Here is a 23,081-nt window from a genome sequence, read left to right as displayed (position 1 = left end):
TCCGTCGTCGGCAGCGTCAGATGTGTATAAGAGACAGGTGCGGCGCCCCTGAGCAGGTGCCGCACAGCCGCGAGGCTGCGTCGACCTCCCGAGACACCAGCCGCTGCCAGCCGTCGAGACGGAAGCGGGCTGCGGCCGCGACGCCTGGCTGGGGATCAGAGTGGAACGGTGCTTTCCCGGACCACGAGGGTCGGCCGGAGCAAGACCTGCTGGGGCTGTGCGCCAGGGTCCTTCAGCAGCTCGAGAAGAAGGCGCACGGTGTGTCGTGCGGCCTGGTCGATCGGCTGGGCGAGGCTGGTCAGTCCGGGGGTGACGACGCGTGCCCCGATGCTGTCGTCGAACCCCACGACGCCGACATCATGGCCGACGGCAAGGCCTCGCTCGCGGCACGCCTGGAGCGCACCCATCGCCAGCGTGTCGCTGACGCACGCGAACGCGGTGGGTGGCGTCTTCTTGTCGAGGAGTCGACCGGCGAGCTCCCTGCCGGTGCCGATCTCGTCCGAGCCGTGGGCCGCGAGCCCGCGGGTCGCGAAGCCGTGTGAAGCCATGGCGCGGCGCCAGCCGGACTCCCGGTCATCCCCGAGCCCGCCGGGCGGGCCCCAGCCCAGGTAGGCGATGCGTCGGTGGCCGCGTTCGGCGAGGTGGTCGACGGCTTGCTCCACCCCGGCGGCGCCGTCGACGTCGACCCACCACGTGTCCGACATGGCGTGTCCCCAGGGGCGCCCGAAGCAGGCGAAGGGAATGCCACGCTCGAGCAGGAAGGTGATCCGGGGGTCGTTGGTCTGGGTGTTGGTGACGACGACGCAGTCGACCGTGCTCATGCTGAAGATCTCCTGGATGACCCGGATCTCCTCCTCGTCGGTGGCAGCGGCATGGCAGAAGACGTCGTGGTCGGCCTGGCGTGCCGCCAGGGAGAACTCGTAGAGGTAGCTCGCGAGAACGCCGCCAGACTGGGACCGATGGTCCGTCGGGAACAGCCGGAAGCCCACGGCCCGCGGAGACTTCGTCGAGAGCGAACGCGCAGCTTGGTTGGGTCGGTACCCCAACTCGTCCACGGCTTTGAGGACCCGGCGCACCGTGGCCGGGCTGAGCCGGTCCGGGGCGTTCAACGCATAATGAACGGTCTGCTTGGAGACTCCCACCCGCGCTGCCACCATAGCCATGGTGGGCCTTGGCGACCCAGCCGTTCTCTCAGCGGCGGGTCTGCGCCCGCGCCCCTGACTTGCCGCTGAATCGGTAAAGCCCATGGGCTGATTCTGTGGGCCTGTGGGTGAAACGTCAACAAATGTTCGACCGGGCGCACCCGACTGCAGACGAGTGAGACAGGAGCTGGGACGCTCGTGGCGCGACATACGGATCGCGCAGGCTTGGCACAACTTCGCGAGCAGCATTGTCCTTGCAGGGCTTTCGCGCAAACGGCGGACGTGGAGGGGCGCTCTGCCGGGGTGCCCGAGCCGTACAGGCGGCCCCCCCGTCGTGTCATCGATAAACACCCCCTTGACGTGCTGTGATCGGCGCCACTACCGTCTTGCTTTACCGGTAAAACCCGTATTCGCGACGAGGTGCCTCCACGCTCGACCGGGCGCCCTGACGCGGAATCCACCAAGGGCAGTTCTACGGCGGCGTGCCGCCAGCGGAAGGGACGACGATGTTCAGCCACAGCAACGTGATCAAGGGGGTGGCCGCCACGACCGTGGGCCGCCGCAACATCCTCAAGGCGGGCATGCTCGCCGGCCTTGGTGTGGCCGCCGGGCCCATGCTTGCGGCCTGCGGCGGAGGCTCCTCCGCTGCACCTGGGTTGACGTGGGCGGGTTGGGACGGGCCGCCGCAGTCTGACCGGTTCCGTCAGTTCTCCGAGAAGATGACCAAGCAGCTCGGGGTTCAGGTCACCTACCAACAGGTGGTGGGGGACTATCTCTCCAAGCTGCTGTCGCAGCTGTCCGCCGGTGCGGCTCCGTCCGCGTTCTACGTCGGTGACATCTACATGGCCAAGCTGATCGAGACCAAGCAGGTGCTCGACCTCACCAGCTACCTGGGCAGCAACGGCGCAGCGGTCAAGCAGGCTGACTTCTACGAGGGGCTCTACGAATGGTGCCGACCCGCCGACGGCAGTCCCGGGCTGTACGGGCTGCCGGTGGACTGCAACCCCGCCGTGTTCTGGTTCAACAAGGACCTCCTGGCCGAGGCGGGTGTCAGCACCGACCCGATTGCCCAGTTCGAGGCGGGCACGTGGACCCAGGACGCGCTGACCGACATGTTGGACAAGATCCGCGCCACCAAGAAGAAGGGTCTGTTGATCGGTGGCGGCTGGTACGACTGGTTCGGGTGGATCTCCACCTTCGGCGGCACGCTCTTCGACGAGTCCGGCAAGGCCGTCTTCGACAGCGACCCCAAGTCGCTGGAGGCCCTGTCGTGGCTGTTCGAGCAGCTCAAGTCGGGGAACATCACCTACACCGGCTCCCTGCCTCAGGGTCAGAGCGGTGACGTGCTGTTCTACGCGGGGCAGCTGGGCACCATCGCCACCGGCCGCGTGATCCTGCCGAACCTCAAGAAGCTCAAGTTCGGCTACGACATCGCCCCCTTCCCCTCGCCATCGGGCAAGGACATCATGCCGGTGCCGGTCAACACGGCAGCGCTCTCGGTGAACGCCAACGCCAAGAACCAGGCCAAGGCGCTGGAGTTCCTCGGCAACTACGTGAACGCCGAAGGCCAGAAGTTCCGCCTGGCCAATGGTGGCAACGCGGTGCCATCGGTCAAGGGCCTGGACCAGATCGTCACCGAGGGCAACCTTCCCGCGCACGGCAAGCTGTTCAACGACGTAGCGGCCAAGGGCTACGCCGTTCCCAGGGCGATCGCCAGCAAGCCCAAGGTCCTCACCGAGCTCCCCGTGCTGGTGGACAAGATGTTCAAGTCGGGCAACGAGACGCCGGAGTCCTTCAGCGGCAAGGTGGTCCAGCTGATCAACGGCGGTTCCTGATGGCCGTGCTCACCACCGGAACTCCGACCCGGGCACCGGCCGGGTCGGAGATCCCGGACCTCCACCGAAGCCGCGCGCGCCGGCGCCGGCGACGGGCGGACACGGTCGCGGCCTACGTGTTCCTGACCCCTCAGCTGGTGGGTCTGGCGGTGTTCATGGTCGGCCCCCTGCTGTTCGCGCTGGTGCTGGCGTTCTACCACTGGGACGGGTTCGGTACCCGCTCCTTCGCCGGCCTGGCCAACTTCGGGGACGTGCTGTCCGACCCGAGAATCCGGCAGTCGGCCATGAACACCCTCTGGTTCACGGTGCTTCAGGTCCCGGGACTGCTGCTCACCGGGTTCTTCTTCGCGGTGCTGATGCAACGCGCCGGCAAGCTGACCTCGGTGTACCGGCTGGCGTTCTTTGCCCCGGTGGTCACCTCCTCGGTCGCGGTCGCCGCGATCTGGCTGTGGCTGTTCAACCCCGACATCAGCCCGCTCAACCACGCACTGAGCTCGATCGGCCTGCCTGCCCCCAACTGGCTGCAGGACGCCCGGTTCGTCATCCCCGCATTCGCGGTGGTCGGCATCTGGCAGGGCCTGGGCTACCAGCTGGTGATGTTCATGGCCGGCCTGCAGAGCATCGACCGGTCGTTCGTGGAGGCCGCCGAGCTGGACGGCTGTTCGGAGTGGCAGAAGCTCCGGCACGTCACCATCCCGCTGCTGTCCCCGACCATCCTGTTCCTGTCGATCACCTCGATCATCGGCTCGTTCCAGGTGTTCGACTACATCTACGTCTTCTTCGGCAGCACGGCCCCGGACGCCTCGCGCACCATCGTCTACGAAGTCGTCCAGATCGCCTTCGGCCAGTTCGACTTCGGGCAGGCGTCGGCTCTCGCCTTCCTCCTGTTCCTGGCCCTGCTCGTGGTCACCGGCTGCCAGCTCGCAGCCCAGAAGAGATGGGTCCACTACACAGAATGAGCACCTTCTCCGACACCAGCAGGCGCGCGGTCAAGACCGCCAAATCGCCCTCCAGCTCCCGGCCCGCGCGTCACAGGCTGTTGCTGCACGCGATTCTTGTCGTCGGCGCGGTCGCCATGGCGCTGCCGTTCGCCTGGATGCTGTTCTCCTCGTTCAAACCACTGGGGGAGATCTTCATCCAGCCACCCAAGCTGCTGCCCCAGGACTGGAACCTCGAGGGGTACCGAACCGCCCTCGGTGGCGCCGACTTCGTCCGCGGTTTCTGGAACAGCACCTACATCGCCGTGACGATCACGGTCGTCTCGCTGCTCACGTCGGCGATGGCCGCCTACGCGTTCGCGCGGATCGACTTCCGGGCCAGCCGGGGGCTCTTCATGGTCTTCCTCGCCACCATGATGGTTCCCGGCCAGCTCACGATCATCCCGCTGTACATCATCATGGGTTGGCTCGGCTGGGTGGACACTCACGCCGCGCTCATCGTGCCGCCCGCACTCTTCAACGCGTTCGGTGTCTTCCTCCTGCGCCAGTACATCAAAGGCATCCCGCTGGAGCTCGAGGAAGCCGCCCAGCTCGACGGCGCCGGCCGGTTCCGCACGTTCGTGACGATCATCCTGCCGCTGCTGCGCACTCCTCTCACGGCGTTGGGGATCTTCACCTTCCTCGGCCAGTGGAACAACTTCTTCTCGCCGCTGATCTTCCTCAACAGCTCCGACAAGTTCACGCTGCCGTTGCTGGTCAACCAGTTCAAGGGTCAGTACACCTCCGACTGGCCGGCGCTGATGGCCGCCACCACCTTGTTGGCGGCACCCATCCTCATCCTGTTCGCCGTCGCGCAGCGCCAGATCGTCGAGGGCATCGCGCTGTCCGGCTCCAAGTCCTGAGCGCGGAAGAGCTTCAGCTGAACCCGGCCAGAGGCCACCACCCGGCGGTGCCAGCGATCAGCCCACCCCCGATACCCATCCGAGAAGGGCAACGCATGACCTCCCACGGCGACCTCGCCGAGAAGCAGGACCCCACCCACGACCCGACGGCAGCGTGGTCCGAGCCCGCGACTGGTTGGACGCTCAGTACCACCCAGACGAACGACGACTATGCGCCGACCTTCCTCGGCAACGGCTACATCGGTGGCCGCATCCCCGCAGCGGGGATGGGCTACGCGACGGAGCCGATCGAGACCCAGGCGCACCTGGCCGGGTTCTTCGCCCAACACGGCCCGGTCGAGAGGGACGCGAACATCCCGACCTGGTCCACGCTGGCGTTCTCGGACGAGTCGGGCACCTACGGACGGTTGCCGCGGCGGACGCCTGGACCCGCACAGGACGACCGCGAGGAAGGCTCGGTGAGCCACTACCGGCAGTCGCTGGACCTGCGGGCCGGACTGCTGACCACGCACGCGACGTGGACCTCGCCGGCGGGACACTGCACCGATCTCACCTATCAGGTTCTCGTGCATCGGGCGCGGCACCGGGTGGCCGCCGTGCAGCTCACCTTCACACCGCACTGGAGCGGGCGCGCGCGCGTCACCGGGGTCTTCGACGGCACCAGCGCCGGGCTGACCGAACCTTCGAGCAAGGGCTACGACGGTGAAGCGGCGGAGTCGTACGAGACGGTGACGACCCTCGGCACCAGTATCAGCGCAGCGCTCGCGTCGCGACTGGAACTGCCCACCGGGGTGACGGCACAGACCGAGGAGTACGGGACCGACGAGCCCAGGTCGGTCGGGGTGCAGGCAACCTTCGAGGTGAGAGCCGGAACCACGTACACGGTCACCAAGTACGTCGGGATCGCCAGCTCCCAAGACTCGGAAGACCCGTTGTCGACGGCTCGTGCCGCGGCGGCGGCCGCCGCGGACTCCGGTTACGTCGACCTGCTGGCCGAGCACGAGAGGGCATGGGCCGACCTGTGGCGCGCTGACATCGAGGTCCTGGGTGATCCGGAGCTGCAGCTGCAGGTCCGCGCGAGCATGTTCTACCTGCTGCAGAGCACCCGGGCCGGGGTGGACTGGAGCCTGTCCCCCTGCGGCCTGTCCGGTGATGGATACGGCTACAACGGCCACATCTTCTGGGACACGGAGACGTGGATGTATCCAGCGCTGCTCGCGCAGCATCCGGATATCGCGGTGGGAGCGAACACCTATCGGCAGCAGCGTCTGGCGGAAGCACGCAGCTATGCGACCCAGACCGGGTTCGCGGGTGCGAGGTTCCCCTGGGAGAGCGCCCTGCGAGGAGACGAACAGACTCCGCCCGGTTGGGAGATGGGCGAGCTCGAGCACCACATCACCGCTGACGTCGCCCTCGCCCAGTGGCAGTACTACCTCGCCACCGGCGATCGCGGCTGGCTCGCGGACAAGGCCTGGCCGGTGCTGGAGGGGGCCGCCCAGTTCTGGGTGAGCTCCGCTGTCGCCGATGAGGCCGGCGGCTACGACATCAACACGGTCATGGGTCCTGACGAGTACCACTTCCCTGTCGACAACAGCGCGTACACCAACGTCGCGGCCGCCGAGACCCTGCGGATCGCCACCCGGGCGGCGCAGGTGGTGGGCGTGGCCGCGGACCCGAACTGGAGCCGGGTTGCCGATGGTCTGCGGGTGCCGTTCGACGAGGCTCTGGGAATCCATCTGCAGTACGACGGCTACGCCGGCGAAACCATCAAGCAGGCCGACGTGGTCATGCTGCAGTATCCCTGGGAACACCCCATGCCCGCCGAGGTGGCGCGCAACGACATCGACTACTACGCGCCGCGCACGGACCCTGACGGGCCGTCCATGACGGACTCCATCCACTCCATCGCCCACGCAGCCCTGGGTACCCCCGGGTCCGCCTCCTACGACTTCATGCGCCGCAGCGTGGAGCCGTTTCTGCGCGGACCGTTCAACCAGTTCGCCGAGGGACGTCAGGGAGGGGTGTTCACGTTCACGACCGGACATGGGGGATTCCTGCAGATTTTCCTGTACGGTTTCAGCGGCATGCGCTGGCGTGAAGACCGAGTCAGGCTCGACCCGATCCTGCCGCCTCAGCTGGGCGGCCTCACATTGCGCCGGATGCTGTGGCAAGGACGCGCGTTCGACGTCGCCATCGGCCCGGAGCGCACGACGGTCACGCTGACCGGAGGTCTCCCGATGACAGTCGAGGTCGCTGGCGCGATCTTCTCGCTGCGCCAGGGCGCACCGGTGACCGTGCCCACCCGACAGCCCGGCCAGGGGTGGACCGAAGACCCCAGTCGGGGCGTCGAGGCAACGACGCGCTCGCCCGTCCCGACCACCTCTGTCGAGGTGCCATGACATGATTGGGAACCCCCAGGCCGCCGCCAAGAGCTCACCCGCAGCATCCGTGACCACGACCTCGCCGCCGTTCCGGGACGCCTCGAGACCGCTCGAGGAACGCCTCGAGGATCTGCTCGCCCGTATGACGCTGCGGGAGAAGATCGGGCAGATGCTGCAGCTCGACGCCCGGGACGACCTGCACGACGTCGTGGCGAACAAGCTGGCTGGGTCGATCTTGCACGCCTCGCCCGAGCGCATGCATGCCGCAATCGAGCTGGCGGCAGCCACCAGGCTGGGCATACCACTGCTCACCGCTGACGACTGCATCCACGGCCACTCGTTCTGGCCCGGTGCCACGATCTTCCCCACGCAGCTGGGGATGGCCTGCTCCTGGGACGCCGAGCTCGTCGAGCGCATGGCCCGCGCCACCGCGGTGGAAGTCGCAGCGACGGGCATCCACTGGACCTTCTCGCCGGTGCTGTGCATCACCCGCGACCTGCGATGGGGCCGCGTGAACGAGACCTTCGGGGAGGACCCGCTGCTCATCGGGGAGCTGGGTGCCGCGATGGTCCGTGGCTACCAGGGAGCTGGGCTGGACGACCCGACAGCAGTCCTGGCCTGCGCCAAGCACTTCGCGGGCTACTCGGAGACGCAGGGCGGACGCGACGCCAGCGAGGCGGACCTGAGCCGTCGCAAGCTGCGCTCATGGTTCCTGCCGCCGTTCGAGCGGGCCGCCCGCGAGGGCTGCCGCACGTTCATGCTCGGCTACCAGGCCATGGACGGGGTCCCGGTCACCGCGAACAGGTGGCTGCTGAACGACGTCCTCAAGGACGAGTGGGGGTTCACCGGCATGCTCGTCACCGACTGGGACAACGTGGGTCGGATGGTGTGGGAGCAGCGGGTCTGCGCCGACGACGTCGAAGCAGCAACGGTCGCCGTACGCGCGGGAAACGACCTGGTGATGACGACTCCGAGCTTCTTCGAAGGCGCCCAGGAAGCGGTTCGCCGAGGACTGCTCGGAGAGAAGGAGATCGACGACGCCGTACGCCGCATCCTGCGCCTGAAGTTCGAGCTCGGCCTGTTCGAGGACCCGCGTGCACCCGACCCCGACCGACAGCGGGCCGTGATCGGGTGCCGCGAGCATGCCGAGCTCAATCTCGAGATGGCCCGCCGTTCGCTGGTGCTGCTGCGCAACGACGGCGTGTTGCCCCTCGACGGAGGGCTCACTCGGGGCGACCGCGGGCGCGCCCTCGCCAAAGGTCAGGTCCGCACGATCGCGGTCGTCGGCCCCAACGCCGACGACCCGCAGGCCATGCTGGGCGACTGGGCCGGCGCGTCCGGTCAGGTGGACTGGATGCCGGACGGGCACCCCCGGGAGACCGTCACGACGGTGCTCGACGGGTTCCGCTCAGCCGTTCCCGACGGGTGGACGGTCACGTACGCCCGCGGCGCCGACATCGAACGCCTGGTACCAGACCCGCAAGGGCCGCAGTATCCCGACGGTCAACCGCGTCCGCCCGTGTTCACGTCCGCGCCAGTCGACGACGCGCTGATCGCGGAGGCGGTGGGCGTCGCGCGCACCGCTGACTACGTCGTCGCTGTTGTCGGGGACACCGTCGCGTTGACGGGTGAGGGCTGCTCCACCGCGACCCTCGATCTGCAGGGCGGACAGGTCGCCCTGCTCGAGGCGCTCGTCGCCACCGGAACACCCGTCGTCGTGGTGCTGGTCCACGGCAAGCCCTCAGTAGTGCCCGACGCCGCGCTGGCGGCGGCAGCGCTGATCGAGGCGTTCAACCCAGGGATGAGAGGAGGTCAGGCGGTGGCCGAGCTCGTACTCGGTCTGATCGAGCCGTCGGGGCGCCTGCCCCTGTCAGTGCCACGGCATGTCGGACAGCAGCCCGTCTACTACAACCAGGTGCGGGGCCAGCATGGTGAGCGTTACGCCGACCTGACCCAGGAACCACTGTTCGTCTTCGGAGAGGGCCTGTCCTACAGCGCGATCGAGTACACCGATCTCGTCGTCCTCGACGACGTCGTGGCATTGGACGGCGTGGTGCGCGCCGAGGTGACCGTCTCCAACACCGGCGCCCGGCCGGCGCTGGAGACCGTCCAGGCCTACATCAGCGACCTGGTCACGAGCGCCACATGGGCGAAGCAGGAGCTCAAAGCCTGGCGGCAGGTCACGGTCGCGCCCGGTGACAGTGCGCGGGTCCGGCTGGCGATCCCGGCCGCGGCATGCTCCATGGTCGACGCCGAAGGGCGCCGCATCGTCGAGCCCGGAGCGTTCGAGCTGCTCGTCGGCCACAGCTCGCGCACCGCCGACCTGCTTCGCGCCCGTTTCACGCTGTGCGAGCCGTGACATTTCCTGCCGCTGGCGAGGGTTCAACGATCGGCGGCACCTCGACGCTGTGATTGCGACCGAGGACGCTCGCGCGGCGTGGGCTCTCGCCACTCTGGTCGAGACGAACCACATCAACGGGAACGACCTCAACCCGACGGTGCACCGCAGGAACCCGATCAACACCTGCCGTCGCCAGGGTGGGAAGGATGCAGTCGCCGCCCCGTTGTCAGCAGTCGGTGGCCCTGGTCTCATTCCTAGTCTCATTCGGGCGTCATCGCCCGCGTTCGGCACCGTCCGCACTGGGCTCGTCGGAGGCCGCGCGTTGCCCGGAGAACCGCCCCGAATGCGCAGGCACAGACCTCGAAAGCGTGTGTGGGGGTAACCCCACCGTGGGTTCAAATCCCACCGCCACCGCCAGACGAAGCAGGACCCCGACACGCTTTTTCGTCGGGGTCCTGCTTCGTTTATCGGACGCCGCGGGATTTGGGAGGAGCCGGAGCGAGTGGGGATGGATGCGTCCGGCCGCAGGACTGCGCTCCCGGGGGGCCGGCCACGAGCGGCTCAGCGCCCAACCTGCCCTGTTCTGCGACCTCGGGTCCGTCGCGGTCATAGCGACGGCACCAGCCAGCATGCCGAGTTCGGGTTGGCCGTTGACAGGTCCGAGGTAACGCGCGTAACCTCGCCCCGCGAAGCCATCTAACCCGCGTTAGTAGGTGGCAGCAGTAGCTAGGACGAGGGTCGAGGGAGACCATGCGCGCATCGGGCAAGAGCCGCAATGTGACGATGAGCGACGTCGCGCGCTGCGCCGGTGTCTCGCGCACCGCCGTCTCCTTCGTTCTGGCGGGCCGCAACGACACGAGCGTCTCCCCGGAGACACGCGACCGCATCCTCGACGCCGTCCGCGACCTCGGCTACCGGCCCAACGCCGGCGCCCGCGCCCTCGCCGCGCAGCGCAGTGACCTCTTCGGTCTCATCACCGAGATCGTCACGGCACCGTTCGCCGTCGACGTCATCAAGGGTGCGCAGGAGCGAGCCTGGGAGGACCGCAAGTTTCTGCTCATCGCCTCGAGCGAGGATCGCGCCGACCTTGCGGAGGCGGCGGTCGAGAAGCTTCTAGAGCAGCGCGTCGAAGGACTGCTCTACGCCGCGACGTGGCACCGAGCGGTCCAGGTGCCCGAGGCCGCCCGCGAGGTGCCGACCGTGCTCGTCAACTGCTTCGACGCCGAGGGTCGCTTCCCGTCGGTGGTGCCCGACGAGGTCGGTGGCGGCCGACGCGCCACCGAGCGCCTGCTGGCCGCCGGCCACGAGCGCATCGGCTTCATCAACCTCGACCCGGGGATCCCGGCCGCGGTCGGTCGGCTCGAGGGCTACCGTCAGGCTCTCACCGAAGCAGGCATCGACCCCGACCCCGACCTCGTCATCTCCGGGCACGCGACCGCCGACAGCGGCTACGACGCCGCCGGAGACCTGCTCGACCGTTCCGATCGCCCCACGGCTCTCTTCTGCGGCAACGACCGCATGGCCATGGGTGCCTACGACGCGGTCCGCGAGCGCGGCCTGCGCATCCCGGAAGACATCGCGGTTGTCGGCTTCGACAACCAAGAGCTGATCGCCGCGTACCTGCGGCCCGCCCTCACCACCGTCGCCCTGCCCTTCGAGGAGATGGGCCGCACGGCGGTGTCGCTGCTCGGCTCGCTGATCGCAGCCGGCGGCGACGGGGGCAACGCAGACGGGCAGCCGATCGACACCGTGGTGACGATCGACTGCCCGCTGCTCGAAAGGTCGTCGGTCCGACCGTGAATCGGACCGACGACGTGTCTCCAGCAAGGCCAGACAGCCACAACCAGAGAGAAGGAATCATATGGCACGGTCAGCCGTCTCGAGGCGGGCTGCGCTCGCCCTCGCCGTGACCACCGCGGCCTCCGTCGCGCTCGGCGCCTGCACCTCCGGCAACGCCGCCGGCAACGGCTCCGGCGCTGCGTCCAAGGGCGCCCTGCTCACCATCCCCCGCGAGGACATGGGCACCTTCACCCGAAACTTCAACCCGTTCTCGCCGAACGCGCTGCCCATGACGCAACAGGCGATCTACGAGCGCATGTTCATCTACAACCCCGTCAAGGGCGAGGCTGTGCCCTGGCTCGCGCAGACCTGGGAGACGTCGGCCGATGGCCGTACCGTGACCTTCCACCTCAACCCGGCCGCCAAGTGGTCCGACGGGCAGCCGCTCACCGCCGACGACGTCGCCTACACCCTCTCGCTCCAGAAGAAGGTCATGGGCGGCTTCGACTACCTCGCGAACGCCAAGGCGGCCGACGCGCACACCGTGCAGTTCACCCTCACCAAGCCCTTCTCGCCGGCCCTCTACGAGCTGGGCCAGCAGGTCATCGTGCCCAAGCACGTGTGGGAGAAGGTCAAGGACCCGGCCAAGGAGACGAATCCGACGCCGGTCGGCAGCGGCCCCTACACGACCGTCGCCGCGTTCACGCCGCAGTCGTTCGACCTGACCAAGAACCCCAACTACTGGCAGCCGGGCAAGCAGCACATCCCCGGCATCCGGATGCTCGCGTTCGCCGGCAACGACCCGGCCAACCTCGCGACGACGAACGGCGAGACCGACTGGGCCGACCAGTTCGTGCCGAACATCGAGAAGACGTTCGTCGCCAAGGACCCCGCGCACCGGCACTACTGGTTCCCGCCGGTCGGATCGACGATCCACTGGCAGCTCAACACGACCAAGGCTCCCTACAACGACGTCCGGGTGCGCAAGGCGCTGTCCATGGCCGTCAACCGCGACCAGGTGGTCAAGGTCGGCATGAGCGGCTACGCGCAGCCCGCTGACTGCACCGGGCTCTCCGGTGGCTACAACACGTGGCGCGACGAGTCGGTCGCGGGCGCGTGCACGTGGACGAAGCTCGACGTCGCGGCCGCCAACGCCGCCCTCGACGCGGCCGGCCTGCGAAAGGGTGGCGACGGGTTCCGCACTCTCGCCGACGGCAAGCCCTGGGAGATGCGCATCTCTGTGGGTAGCGCCTCGTCCGACTGGCTCTCGGTCGCCAACGTCATCGCGCAGAACCTCGCCGCCGTCGGGGTCAAGGCACGCGTGGACAGCAAGGACTGGGCGGTCGTCGTCGCCGGCTACGAGGACGGCAGCTTCGACACCGGCATCGTCTGGAGCAACGGCGGACCGACGCCGTACCAGTACTACCGCGGCGTCATGTCGACCGCGACGGTGAAGAAGGCCGGCGAGAAGGCCTCCGAGAACTACCACCGCTTCGGGGACCCCGCCGCCGACAAGGCCCTCGACGCGCTGGCAGCAACGAGCGACGAGGCAGCCCAGAAGAAGGCCGCCGCCGAGCTGCAGCGGACCTTCGACGCCGATGCGCCGGTCGTGCCGCTCTTCAGCGGGCCCGAGTGGGGACTCTACAACGACGCCCGCTTCACCGGCTTCCCGACCCAGGACAACCCGTACGCGACGCTGCTCACCCGCGGCAACACGGCGGTGCTCGTGCTCACCACCGTGAAGCCGCGCGCCTGAGCGCACCGGTATACGACGTCGCGGGGGCCGGGCCAACCTCCCCCGGCCCCCCCGACGCAAGCCACCTGACCCGGCCGCCCCACACGCGCGGCGCCCCCGGCCCGAACCCACCTTCTCGAAAGGAGGCTGACGACGGCATGCGTTACCTCCTGCGCCGACTCGGCTTCTACGCCATCGCCTTCTGGGTCTCGATCACCCTCAACTTCATGCTTCCGCGCCTCATGCCCGGGGACCCCGTCTCACGGATGCTGAGCCAGTCCGGGTCGCGGCTCGAGCCGGACCAGGTCGAGCAGCTGCGCCGCCTCTTCGGCCTCGACGAGCGGCCCGTCATCGAGCAGTACGTCTCGTACGTCGCCAGCATCTTCCACGGCGAGATGGGCGTGTCGATCTCGCGCTTCCCGACCCCGGTGTCGGAGGTCATCTCGTCACAGATCGGCTGGACGATGTTGCTCGGACTCACCTCCCTGGTCATCGCGGCGGTCCTGGGCATGGTGCTCGGCGCTGTCGTGGCCTGGCGTCGCGGCGGCTTCCTCGACTCGGCCCTGCCGCCGGTGCTCGTGTTCATCGGCTCGTTCCCGTACTTCTGGCTCGCGATGGGGGCGCTCTACCTCTTCGGCGTGACCTTGGGCTGGTTCCCGCTGCGGCACGCCTTCGACGTCGGTGTCGTGCCGGAGTGGTCGGCGCCGTTCGCGGCCAACGTGGCCACCCATCTCGTGCTGCCGGCCCTCACGATCGTGCTCGTCTCGGTCGGCGGCTGGCTGCTCGGGATGCGCAACGCGATGATCGCGACGGCCTCGGAGGACTACATCACCATGGCAGAGGCCAAGGGGCTGCGGCGCGGACGGATCATGGTCCGCTACGCCGCCCGCAACGCGCTCCTGCCCAGCGTCACCTCCTTCGGCATGTCGCTCGGCTTCGTCGTCGGCGGCGCCCTGCTCACCGAGGTCGTGTTCGCCTACCCGGGCGTCGGCTACCAGCTGCTCGCGTCTGTGCAGGCGCTCGACTTCCCGCTCATGCAGGGGATCTTCCTCACGATCACGGCTGCCGTGCTCATCGCGAACTTCCTCGTCGACCTCGTCTACGTCCGTCTCGACCCGCGCGTGCGGGTCTCCTGAGAGGAGCAGCCCGTGCCCTCCGTCACCGACCCTGCGCTGGCTCCCGCCAGCGTCTCCGCCCCCACGGCGCCTGGTGCACCCGACGCTGGATCAGCCGGACCCGGCCGTATGCCGTCGCGCGCGCAACGCTCGTGGGTCCCCGCCGTCGCCCGCGGCGGTCTCCTCGGGAGCCTGCTCCGCAGCCCGAAGGCCGTCACCGGCCTGACCCTGCTCGGGACGTTCGCCCTCCTCGCGCTCCTCGCGCCGGTGCTCGCCCCCGGTGACCCGACGGCGATCGGCGACCTTGCCTCCGAGGCGCCGAGTGCGAGCCACTGGCTCGGCACGACCGCGAAGGGCCAGGACGTCCTCGCGCTGACCCTCTGGGGCGCGCGCAGCTCGCTCGCCGTCGGCTTCGTCGTCGGAACGGCGGCCACGCTCATCGGGGTCATGGTCGGCCTGGCAGGTGCGTACTTCGGCTCGGTCGTCGACGACGTGCTCTCCCTCGTGACCAACGTCTTCCTCCTGCTCCCGGGGCTGCCGCTGCTCGTCGTGCTCGCCGCCTTCCTCCCACCGGGTGCGGCGACGGTGGTGCTCGTCCTCGTCGTCACTGGGTGGGCCGGCAGCGCGCGGGTCCTGCGAGCCCAGGCGCTCTCGATCCGCGGCAAGGACTTCGTCGCGGCCGCGATCGTCTCGGGGGAGCGAGCGTGGCGGATCATGTTCCGCGAGATCCTGCCCAACATGGCGTCCGTCGTCATGGGGACCTTCCTCGCGTGCGTCATCTTCGGCATCGGCGCCCAGGCCGGTCTCGAGTTCCTCGGCCTCGGCGACAGCTCGGTCGTCAGCTGGGGAACGAACCTCTACTGGGCGAGCAACGACGGCGCGCTCATGTCGGGCGCCTGGTGGGCCTTCGTCCCGTCGGGCCTGAGCATCGCGTTCGTCGCCTTCGCGCTCGCCCTCGTCAACTACGGCGTCGACGAGGTGACCAACCCGCGGCTGCGCGGCCGCCGGCGCAAGGCGGCGTCTCGCTCCTCCCGCTCATCGCGCGCCGCGACGCGCCCGGCCGCTGCAGCGGAGGTGACTCGATGAGCGCGCCGCTGCTCGAGGTCGAGCACCTCACCGTGGAGTACGCCGTCGGTGCCCGTCCCGTCGTCGCCGTGCGCGACGTCAGCTTCGCGATCGGTGAGGGCGAGGTCTTCGGCCTCGCGGGCGAGTCCGGGTGCGGCAAGTCGACCATCGCCATGGCTGTGCTGCGCCTGCTCAAGGAGCCGGCACGCGTCACGTCGGGCGCGATCCGCTTCGCGGGCGAGGATGTGCTCGCGATGGACGAGGCCGCCCTGCGCGGCTACCGGTGGCGCCGCGCGGCGATGGTGTTCCAGAGCGCGATGAACTCACTCAACCCGGTGCTGACGATCGGCGAGCAGCTCGGCGACATCTTCACGACGCACGAAGGCGCGACGCGACGTGGTGCCCGGAAGCAGAGCGCCGAGCTCCTCGAGCTCGTCGGCATCGACGCCTCCCGCCTGCGCTCGTACCCGCACCAGCTCTCCGGCGGCATGCGCCAGCGGGTGGTCATCGCCATGGCGTCGGCGCTGCGGCCCCAGCTCCTCGTCATGGACGAGCCCACGACCGCGCTGGACGTCGTCGTCCAGCAGGAGATCATGGCCCAGATCCAACGACTCCAACGGGAGCGCGGCTTCTCGGTCCTCTTCATCACCCACGACATGTCGCTCATGGTCGAGCTGTCCGACCGGATCGCCGTCATGTACGCCGGCCGTGTCGTCGAGCTCGGGGCCGCCGGACGCATCTTCGACCAGCCAGAGCACCCGTACACGCAGTCGTTGATGAGTGCGTTCCCGCCTCTGCACGGGCCGCGGGTCGAGCTCGTCGGACTCGCGGACCGCGTGCGCGCGGGTGGGTCCTCCGACGGGTGCGGCTTCCACGTCACGTGCCCGCCCGACCGGTCCGACTGCTCCACAAGCATTCCCGACCTGCGTGAGGTCGAGCCGGGTCATTGGGTCGCCCGCTCGGGCTCGACGCGCCCCGCCGGGACCAGCACCACGACACCACGCGTCGCAGCCACGAACGGAGCCGGCCGATGACTGTCGCCCCACCGACACCGCCGGCCCCCACCGCCGGCCCCCTCACCGAGCCGGTCGTCCGGGTCCGCGGTCTGGTCAAGGAGTTCCGGCTCGGTGGCCTCTTCTCGCGCAACCGCTTCCGAGCCGTCGCGGGCATCGACCTCGACCTGCCGCGCGGATCGATCGTTGCGCTCGTCGGGGAGTCCGGCAGCGGCAAGTCGACGATTGCCCGGTGCCTGGCCCGCCTCGAGCAGCCGACGGCCGGCTCCGTCGTCCTCGACGGCGTGGACGTGCTGCGAACCGAGCGGCGCCGGGCGAGCCGGGCCTACCGCCGTCGGGTGCAGATGGTGTTCCAGGACCCGTTCGGGTCGCTGAACCCGGCTCATCGCGTGGAGCACGTGCTGCGCCGCCCGCTCGAGATCCACGGGCACACGACGTCGGCGCGGCAGACCCGGGCGCGGCTCGTCGAGCTGATGGATGCAGTCGGGCTCGACCCGGCACTGCTCGAGCGCTACCCCCACGAGCTGTCCGGAGGTCAGCGCCAACGCGTCGGCGTCGCGCGGGCACTGGCCGCGGAGCCGGACGTCATCCTGGCTGACGAACCCACGTCGATGCTCGACGTGTCGGTGCGGGTCGGACTGCTCAACCTCATCCGCCGGCTGCGCGACGAGCGTGGCATCGCCATGCTGTACATCACTCACGACCTCGCCTCGGCGCGCTACGTCGCAGACACGACGAACGTCATGTTCGCCGGCGAGCTCGTCGAGGGCGGGGAGTCGCTCACCCTCATGGACGAAGCCGATCACCCGTACACGAGGCTCCTGCTCTCGGCCGTTCCAGACCCGCACCGCGCGACGGCGCTCGACCCCGATGATCGCCGCGCACTGCGCGAGGCGGTGCTCCACCCGACGACGTGTCCTCACGGCGGGGACTCCGAGAACCCCTGCAGTGACGTGAATCCCGTGCACCACTGGCTCTCCCGAGGGGCCGGTCGGGAGCACTGGGTCCGCTGTCACCGCTACGCGCCCGCCTCGCCCCTTGCCTCGCGCGTCATCGCCGAGGCGGCGTCGGCCGCCGGCGACGGCGCGGAGACCAGCCCGACCACGACCCACGCCACAGCTCCGAGGACCTGATCCCATGACGACCGCCGACCTGCCGCGCCCCGACCGCAACACCGCCGCTCCGGCTGGGGGCACCCGCCTCGAGCCCGACCTCGTCGCGGACGCCGAGGCCGACCCGCACCGGCCGAGGTTCCACTTCGTCGCACCGGCGGGATGGCTCAACGACCCCAACGGCCTGTGCCAGTGGGGCGGCACGTACCACCTCTTCTACCAGTACAACCCGTACGCGCCGGTGCACCACCGCATCCACTGGGGGCATGCGTCCAGCCGCGACCTCGTCACGTGGACCGACGAGCCGGTGGCCCTCGTGCCCGACGACACGGGTCCTGACCGCGACGGTTGCTGGAGCGGCGTCCTCGTCGACGACGACGGTGTGCCGACGATCGTCTACTCGGGCAGGCGTGAGGGTCGCGAGCTGCCTTGTGTCGCAGTGGGTTCCCCGGATCTGCGCACCTGGGTCAAGGAGCCGGCCAACCCGGTGATCGACGACACGCCGGTTGGTCACGACGTGCCGGCTTTCCGCGACCACTGCGTCTGGAAGGAGGGCGACGTGTGGCGCCAGCTCGTCGGCTCCGGGGTACGTGGCCGGGGCGGCGCGGCGTTCCTCTACGAGTCGAGCGACCTGCGCGACTGGACCTTCGTCGGCCCCCTCATCGTCGGCGACGCCTCCATCGGGGCCCCGGGCGACCCGGACTGGGCGGGCACCATGTGGGAGTGCGTCGATCTCTTCCAGCCACCGACCGCCCACGTTGACGGCGCGGCAGACCGGGACCCGGGGTCGCCGGCCTCCCACGTCCTCGTCTTCTCGGCCTGGCACGAGGGCGTGACCCACCATCCGCTCTACCTGAGCGGCGCCTACACCGGGGACACGTTCAAGCCCGAGGCGGTCCACCGTCTCGACCTCGGCGGTCGCTACTTCTACGCCCCGCAGAGCTTCTCCGACAACCGTGGACGACGCATCCTCTTCGGGTGGCTCCAGGAGGGGCGCACGGATGATGACGCCATCGCCTGCGGATGGTCGGGTGTCATGTCGTTGCCTCGCCAGGCCGTTCTCGGACAAGACGGCGAACTGCACCTCTCACCCGTCGAGGAGGTCGCGTCGCTACGCGGCCGTGAGCACCGGGTCGAGGTCACCGAGCTGACGCGTGACGAAGCGACCCTCCTCGGACGCGGCGACCAGCTCGATGTCGAGTTCACGCTGACGCTGGCGCTGGACTCGACGATCGCCCTGGCCGTACGTGAAACCGATGACGGCGAGGAGACCACTCTGCTCGAGATCGCCCGGGGCCCAGAGGGTTCCACGATCGGCAACGTACGCCTCAACCGATCGCGGAGCAGCCTCGACGCGTCCGTCGACGCGACCGACCGCGCCGGGACTGTGCCGGTGGGCGACGACGGGCGGGTCGACGTCCGGGTGCTCGTCGACCACTCGGCGCTCGAGGTCTTCGTCAACGGCCGCGCCCTCACCGCCCGCGTCTACCCGACACGACCGGACGCCGTCGGCTGCTCCCTCAGACTCCTCGCCGGTTCGGCGACGCTGCGCAGCTCGTCGAGCTGGGAGATGCGCGACATCTGGCACGGCCCGCGAGCGCTGTGGCCAGAGCCGTGACTGCCTAACCCAAGCAGACCCGCACGTCAGGGGACACCGACTGTCGTGCCCGGTGCAGCGGCGACACCTCGCCGACCACCTCAGGGAGCTTCCGAACCGGCCGGATCCGGTGCAGTTCGGGGGGTCCCCACCTGAATCCACTCACCACACGTCATGACCCGTTCGGGGCCGGCTCTGACAACGTTGTCAAAGGATCCTCACGTGATACGCCATCCCTTCCTCGTCGTGCTCGCGGCTGCTGTCGCCACGACCGTCGCTGTGCCCGCCGCCGCGGTCACACCTGCCAACACCACCGAGACCAGTCAATGGCGGCCGACCTATCACTACACGCCGGCTGCCAACTTCATGAACGACCCCAACGGCCTCATCCAGTACAAGGGCGTCTACCACCTCTTCTACCAACACAACCCGTGGGGCAACACCGCCGGGAACGGGTCCTGGGGGCACGCCACCAGCACGGATCTCGTCCACTGGACCGAGCACCGGGTCGCGATCGCTGCGGACGCCAACGAGGAAGTCTGGTCGGGCAGCGTCGTGCTCGACAGGGCCAACACCTCCGGGTTCGGCACCGCGACCAACCCGCCACTGGTGGCCATCTACACCAGTCGCGACAAGGACACCGGTCTCCAGCGTCAGGCGCTGGCGTTCAGCCTCGACGCCGGCGAGACGTGGACCAAGTACGCAGGGAACCCGGTGCTCGACATCGGCGCCCACGACTTCCGTGACCCCAAGGTCAGCTGGAACGAGAAGACCGGCCGGTGGGTGATGGTCGTGGCCAAGTCCGTCGAACGGAAGGTCGGGATCTACTCCAGCGCCGATCTCAAGACCTGGCGGCACGAGAGCGACTTCGGTCCCGCAGGAGCGACGGGCGGCGTCTGGGAGTGCCCCGACCTGTTCCCCCTGCCCTACAAGAACGCGGCCGGGGCAACCACGACAAAGTGGGTGCTCACCCTGAGCGTCTCAGGCAAGGTGCAGTACTTCGTCGGCGACTTCGACGGCTCGACCTTCACCTCCCCGGACGCGTCGTACACGCCACCTGCCGGAAAGGTCATCAGCGACTTCGAGGGCGACACGTGGGACCCGGGCTGGACCACGACCGGGACCGCCTTCGGCAACGGTCCCGACACGCCACCCGCCGACGTCTTCGGCGCGATGGGCAACAAGTACGTCGACAGCTATGGCAGCGGGGACGCGGAGAAGGGCACCCTGACCTCACCGGACTTCCAGATCGACAAGCCGTACCTCAATCTGCTCGTCGGCGGCGGGAACTACGCCCACGTCGAGGGTGGCTCCACGGCCCCGCCCGCGGGAGATCTCTTCGCCGACTTCGAGGCCGACGGGCTGCAGGCGGGCTGGACCGGGACCGGGAGCTTCACCGACCTGGTGAACACCACGTGGAGCGACCTGCCGGGCCGGGTCGGTCGCGGTGTGCTGGACACCTGCTGGGCCGGCTGCGACCCCGCCGTGGGCACCGTGCGTTCGCCCGACTTCACGATCAGCCGCGACTTCATCAACCTGCTCGTCGCCGGGGGCAACCACCCGCTGTCCGGCCCGGAGCCGACCGCGGTGTCCCTGGTCGTCGACGGCCAGGTCGTTAGGTCCGAGACGGGGGACAACTCATCCAACCTCAACTGGCGGGCCTGGGACGTCAGTGCCCTGCGCGGCAAGACCGCCTACATCGAGGTGACCGACCAGCGCACCGCAGACTGGGGCCACCTCATGATCGACCACATCGTGTTCTCCGACACGGCAGCGGCACCCTGGAGCCAGGAGACCACCGCCAACCTCGTCGTCGACGGGCAGGTGGTGCGATCCGCCACCGGCACCAACAGCCCCTCGCTCGACTGGACCTCATGGGACGTCGCCCAGCTGCAGGGCCGGACCGGGCACCTGGAGTTCATCGACGACGCCACGGGCGGCTGGGGCCACATCTACGCCGACCAGCCCATGCTGGCCGACGCGCCGGCGCTCGACAGCGCCGCGCGCACGCGATGGATCGACCACGGCGCCGACTACTACGCCGCGGTGACCTTCAACAATCTGCTCGGCGACCGACGGGTGCAGATCGGGTGGATCGGCAACTGGGACTACGCCAACTCCACGCCCACCTCACCATGGCGCGGTAGCCAGTCGATCGCGAGAGAGCTGGCCCTCACCGATGTGGGCGGACGTCCGACGCTGGTGCAGAAGCCCGTCGTGGAGCTGAACAAGAGCCTGGGCAGGGCAACCACCCAGAGCGTCAACGGGATCACCGGCAGCCGGACACTCGGCCTGCGGGGGACAGCCCTCGACCTCGACGTCACCCTCACTCCGCACGGGACGAGCGACGCCGGTGTCGTGGTCCGCAAGGGCCGAACTCAGGGCACCCGCATAGGCTGGTCCAACGGGCATCTCTACGTCGACCGGAGCGCCTCGGGTGAGGACTCCTTCAGTCCGGTCTTCGATCGGACACAGCATGTCGCCGTGCCGCTCGTCGACGGCCAGCTGAAGCTGCGGATCCTGGTGGACCGGTCCTCGGTCGAAGTGTTCACCCGCGATGGTCGGGTCGCGATCACCGACCTCATCTTCCCCGACCTCTCGAGCGACGGCATCGCCGCCTACGCGGTAGGCGGCACCGTCGACGCGAAGGTGGTGGCGCGGGCGATCAACTGAGTGGCGAAACTCGCCGCGGTCCGGTTCGAAGTGCTCGCTCAGCGCCTCAACGGCCCGATGCCGAGTCGAGGGATCCGGCTCCGCGCAGGGGCCTCGCCCGGGAGTCTGCTTCGATCGCACGACATCCGACAGGCGAGGCCCCGGCGCGGAGCCCGCCGTTCGAGTGGCACCCGCCAAGCCGCGGCTTGGTCTCCACGGGCGGAGTCGCCGCGGGGTCGATCCGCCGGACCCTGCGACATTTCCGTCGGGGAGTTGCCGAACGGCCGTCGTCTCTCTTCTTGTCTCATTCGTCGCTGGTCCCGTTTGTTCGGCGACCTTCCAGCGCACGCCGGCGTGCGGGCCGTGTTCTTCGAGATGGCCAGAAGGTCGCCTCGCACCCGCCAACCGGCGCACCCTGCGCAGCTACGGCAACCTCGTCGGGAACCACACGTGGAGCCATCCGGACCTCACGCTGCTGTCGAACACCGCGGTCACCTCGCACCTGAACCGGATGGAGTACGCGCACGACGGCGGTGGTGACCGGTCGCAGACCGTGGCCGCCGTCGACATCCTCATCCCGAAGCTGCGGGCTCGCGGCTACGTCATCGGGCTCATGGCCTGCTGACGCGACCACGCCAAGCTAGGCCTCAGATCCCTCGTCCCGCACCGTCTGCCATTGCTTGCACCGCCGGCAGCGCTGGGCGTGCAGGGTGTCGCTCCCGCCCACGACCTGCCAGTCATGCCTGCCCATCCGGCACAGCCACGGGAGCTTCTTCGTACGAGCCACCACTCCTCCTCTACGTGGTCGTGCCATGTCGGGCAGCGCGTCTGCTTGGGCCCTCGCCCGGCTGTGCTGCTCGCCTGCGTGACATACCCGCGACGTGGCTCCCGCTCGTTCACCCGCCGGTGCGAGTCGGGAGGGTGCACACGGAACGGGCCGGCGAACCCTGCGGCTGGGAACGCCCGGATGTCCGAGGAGCACCAAGTCGGGCGCCTCCTTGGCGGCGAAGCGCCGTCCGCGGCGCCACATCCGGAGGTTGTCGGCGCGGCTCGCCCGGGCTGTCGACGGGGACGGGCAGTAGCGCGGGGGTTGCCGGTAGGACTCGCGCATGCTTACTATCTACGCATACACGCAAACTCGCAGCTAAAGCCTCGTCCTGAGCGAAGCTGTCCCGGCCCGAGGGTGCAGCGTTCGAGGCCCATGGAGGGCGAACGGCGCGCACCGGCGGAACACGACAGGGAGGGCGTCACGCCGGTGGCTTCCCGAGCGCCCCGGCGCTCGCGGGGGATCGCCGCAAAGCGCACCGCCGCAAGGGATTTGGCGCTTCCACGAGCCGAGGAGCGAGAAGCAGCGAACGGAGAGAGGGAGCCATGAGCAGTACCCAGAGCGAGCACCGCGCTCAAGCCCACCCACACCCCTGTCTCTTATACACATCTCCGAGCCCACGAGACGCGTAGTAATCTGGGGGGGGGG

14 protein-coding genes and 1 pseudogene are annotated in these 23,081 nt (G+C 69.0%); 14 read left to right on the top strand and 1 reads right to left on the bottom strand.

The window, feature by feature from the left end; translation table 11 throughout:
- Nucleotides 1–155 precede the first annotated feature (155 nt).
- Nucleotides 156–1,154, bottom strand: a complete 999-nt coding sequence (locus ACPYOM_RS12080; protein WP_481346138.1) for a LacI family DNA-binding transcriptional regulator — start codon at nt 1,152–1,154, stop codon at nt 156–158.
- A 494-nt stretch (nt 1,155–1,648) separates the two neighbouring features.
- Here ACPYOM_RS12080 and ACPYOM_RS12075 point away from each other — a divergent pair, with 494 nt between their 5' ends.
- The 14 genes and pseudogenes from ACPYOM_RS12075 to ACPYOM_RS12010 all read left to right on the top strand — a co-directional run.
- Nucleotides 1,649–2,977 (top strand): ABC transporter substrate-binding protein, encoded by a 1,329-nt coding sequence (locus tag ACPYOM_RS12075; RefSeq protein ID WP_481346137.1) that lies wholly within the window; start codon nt 1,649–1,651, stop codon nt 2,975–2,977.
- Nucleotides 2,977–3,936, top strand: a complete 960-nt coding sequence (locus ACPYOM_RS12070) for a carbohydrate ABC transporter permease (RefSeq protein WP_481346136.1) — start codon at nt 2,977–2,979, stop codon at nt 3,934–3,936. Before ACPYOM_RS12075 ends, ACPYOM_RS12070 begins: the two co-directional genes overlap by 1 nt.
- Nucleotides 3,933–4,817 (top strand): carbohydrate ABC transporter permease, encoded by an 885-nt coding sequence (locus tag ACPYOM_RS12065; protein ID WP_481346135.1) that lies wholly within the window; start codon nt 3,933–3,935, stop codon nt 4,815–4,817. The genes ACPYOM_RS12070 and ACPYOM_RS12065 overlap by 4 nt, the downstream gene beginning before the upstream one ends.
- A gap of 95 nt (nt 4,818–4,912) precedes the next feature.
- A complete protein-coding gene (locus ACPYOM_RS12060; protein ID WP_481346134.1) occupies nt 4,913–7,216 on the top strand; it encodes a glycosyl hydrolase family 65 domain-containing protein in 2,304 nt (767 codons plus the stop codon).
- 1 nt (nt 7,217) lies between these two features.
- A complete protein-coding gene (locus tag ACPYOM_RS12055) occupies nt 7,218–9,557 on the top strand; it encodes an exo-beta-d-1,3/1,6-glucosidase (protein ID WP_481346133.1) in 2,340 nt (779 codons plus the stop codon).
- Between the two features lie 765 nt (nt 9,558–10,322).
- Nucleotides 10,323–11,339 carry a LacI family DNA-binding transcriptional regulator gene (locus tag ACPYOM_RS12050; RefSeq protein ID WP_481346132.1) on the top strand — a complete coding sequence of 339 codons (1,017 nt, stop codon included), beginning with the start codon at nt 10,323–10,325 and terminating at the stop codon, nt 11,337–11,339.
- 61 nt (nt 11,340–11,400) lie between these two features.
- Nucleotides 11,401–13,074 (top strand): ABC transporter substrate-binding protein, encoded by a 1,674-nt coding sequence (locus tag ACPYOM_RS12045; RefSeq protein WP_481346131.1) that lies wholly within the window; start codon nt 11,401–11,403, stop codon nt 13,072–13,074.
- Between the two features lie 137 nt (nt 13,075–13,211).
- The gene (locus ACPYOM_RS12040) at nt 13,212–14,189 is read left to right on the top strand and encodes an ABC transporter permease (RefSeq protein ID WP_481346130.1); all 978 of its coding nucleotides are present in this window, start codon (nt 13,212–13,214) and stop codon (nt 14,187–14,189) included.
- 108 nt (nt 14,190–14,297) lie between these two features.
- A complete protein-coding gene (locus ACPYOM_RS12035) occupies nt 14,298–15,254 on the top strand; it encodes an ABC transporter permease (RefSeq protein ID WP_481346139.1) in 957 nt (318 codons plus the stop codon).
- Nucleotides 15,251–16,267 carry an ABC transporter ATP-binding protein gene (locus ACPYOM_RS12030; protein ID WP_481346129.1) on the top strand — a complete coding sequence of 339 codons (1,017 nt, stop codon included), beginning with the start codon at nt 15,251–15,253 and terminating at the stop codon, nt 16,265–16,267. Before ACPYOM_RS12035 ends, ACPYOM_RS12030 begins: the two co-directional genes overlap by 4 nt.
- Entirely contained in the window at nt 16,264–17,379 is a 1,116-nt protein-coding gene (locus ACPYOM_RS12025; protein ID WP_481346128.1) for an ATP-binding cassette domain-containing protein, read from the top strand. Before ACPYOM_RS12030 ends, ACPYOM_RS12025 begins: the two co-directional genes overlap by 4 nt.
- Before the next feature lie 4 nt (nt 17,380–17,383).
- Nucleotides 17,384–18,976, top strand: coding sequence for a glycoside hydrolase family 32 protein (locus ACPYOM_RS12020; RefSeq protein ID WP_481346127.1), 1,593 nt, complete (start codon nt 17,384–17,386; stop codon nt 18,974–18,976).
- Nucleotides 18,977–19,177: 201 nt separating this feature from the next.
- Complete coding sequence (locus ACPYOM_RS12015; RefSeq protein ID WP_481346126.1) at nt 19,178–21,628, top strand: glycoside hydrolase family 32 protein; 2,451 nt, start codon at nt 19,178–19,180, stop codon at nt 21,626–21,628.
- 163 nt (nt 21,629–21,791) lie between these two features.
- Nucleotides 21,792–22,070 (top strand): annotated as a pseudogene (locus tag ACPYOM_RS12010) (hypothetical protein); the annotation flags it as partial.
- Nucleotides 22,071–23,081 lie beyond the last annotated feature (1,011 nt).

The sequence above is a fragment of the Monashia sp. HAY1-2A genome (assembly GCF_056755315.1).
This window is presented reverse-complemented; position numbering and strand designations above follow the sequence as displayed.

Bases quoted from the DNA above. Each gene is read 5' to 3' on its own strand.
- ACPYOM_RS12020 (WP_481346127.1), top strand. From the start codon at position 17,384: ATGACGACCGCCGACCTGCCGCGCCCCGACCGCAACACCGCCGCTCCG.
- ACPYOM_RS12035 (WP_481346139.1), top strand. From the start codon at position 14,298: ATGCCGTCGCGCGCGCAACGCTCGTGGGTCCCCGCCGTCGCCCGCGGC.
- ACPYOM_RS12050 (WP_481346132.1), top strand. From the start codon at position 10,323: ATGAGCGACGTCGCGCGCTGCGCCGGTGTCTCGCGCACCGCCGTCTCC.
- ACPYOM_RS12075 (WP_481346137.1), top strand. From the start codon at position 1,649: ATGTTCAGCCACAGCAACGTGATCAAGGGGGTGGCCGCCACGACCGTG.
- ACPYOM_RS12040 (WP_481346130.1), top strand. From the start codon at position 13,212: ATGCGTTACCTCCTGCGCCGACTCGGCTTCTACGCCATCGCCTTCTGG.
- ACPYOM_RS12030 (WP_481346129.1), top strand. From the start codon at position 15,251: ATGAGCGCGCCGCTGCTCGAGGTCGAGCACCTCACCGTGGAGTACGCC.
- ACPYOM_RS12065 (WP_481346135.1), top strand. From the start codon at position 3,933: ATGAGCACCTTCTCCGACACCAGCAGGCGCGCGGTCAAGACCGCCAAA.
- ACPYOM_RS12045 (WP_481346131.1), top strand. From the start codon at position 11,401: ATGGCACGGTCAGCCGTCTCGAGGCGGGCTGCGCTCGCCCTCGCCGTG.
- ACPYOM_RS12060 (WP_481346134.1), top strand. From the start codon at position 4,913: ATGACCTCCCACGGCGACCTCGCCGAGAAGCAGGACCCCACCCACGAC.
- ACPYOM_RS12055 (WP_481346133.1), top strand. From the start codon at position 7,218: ATGATTGGGAACCCCCAGGCCGCCGCCAAGAGCTCACCCGCAGCATCC.
- ACPYOM_RS12025 (WP_481346128.1), top strand. From the start codon at position 16,264: ATGACTGTCGCCCCACCGACACCGCCGGCCCCCACCGCCGGCCCCCTC.
- ACPYOM_RS12070 (WP_481346136.1), top strand. From the start codon at position 2,977: ATGGCCGTGCTCACCACCGGAACTCCGACCCGGGCACCGGCCGGGTCG.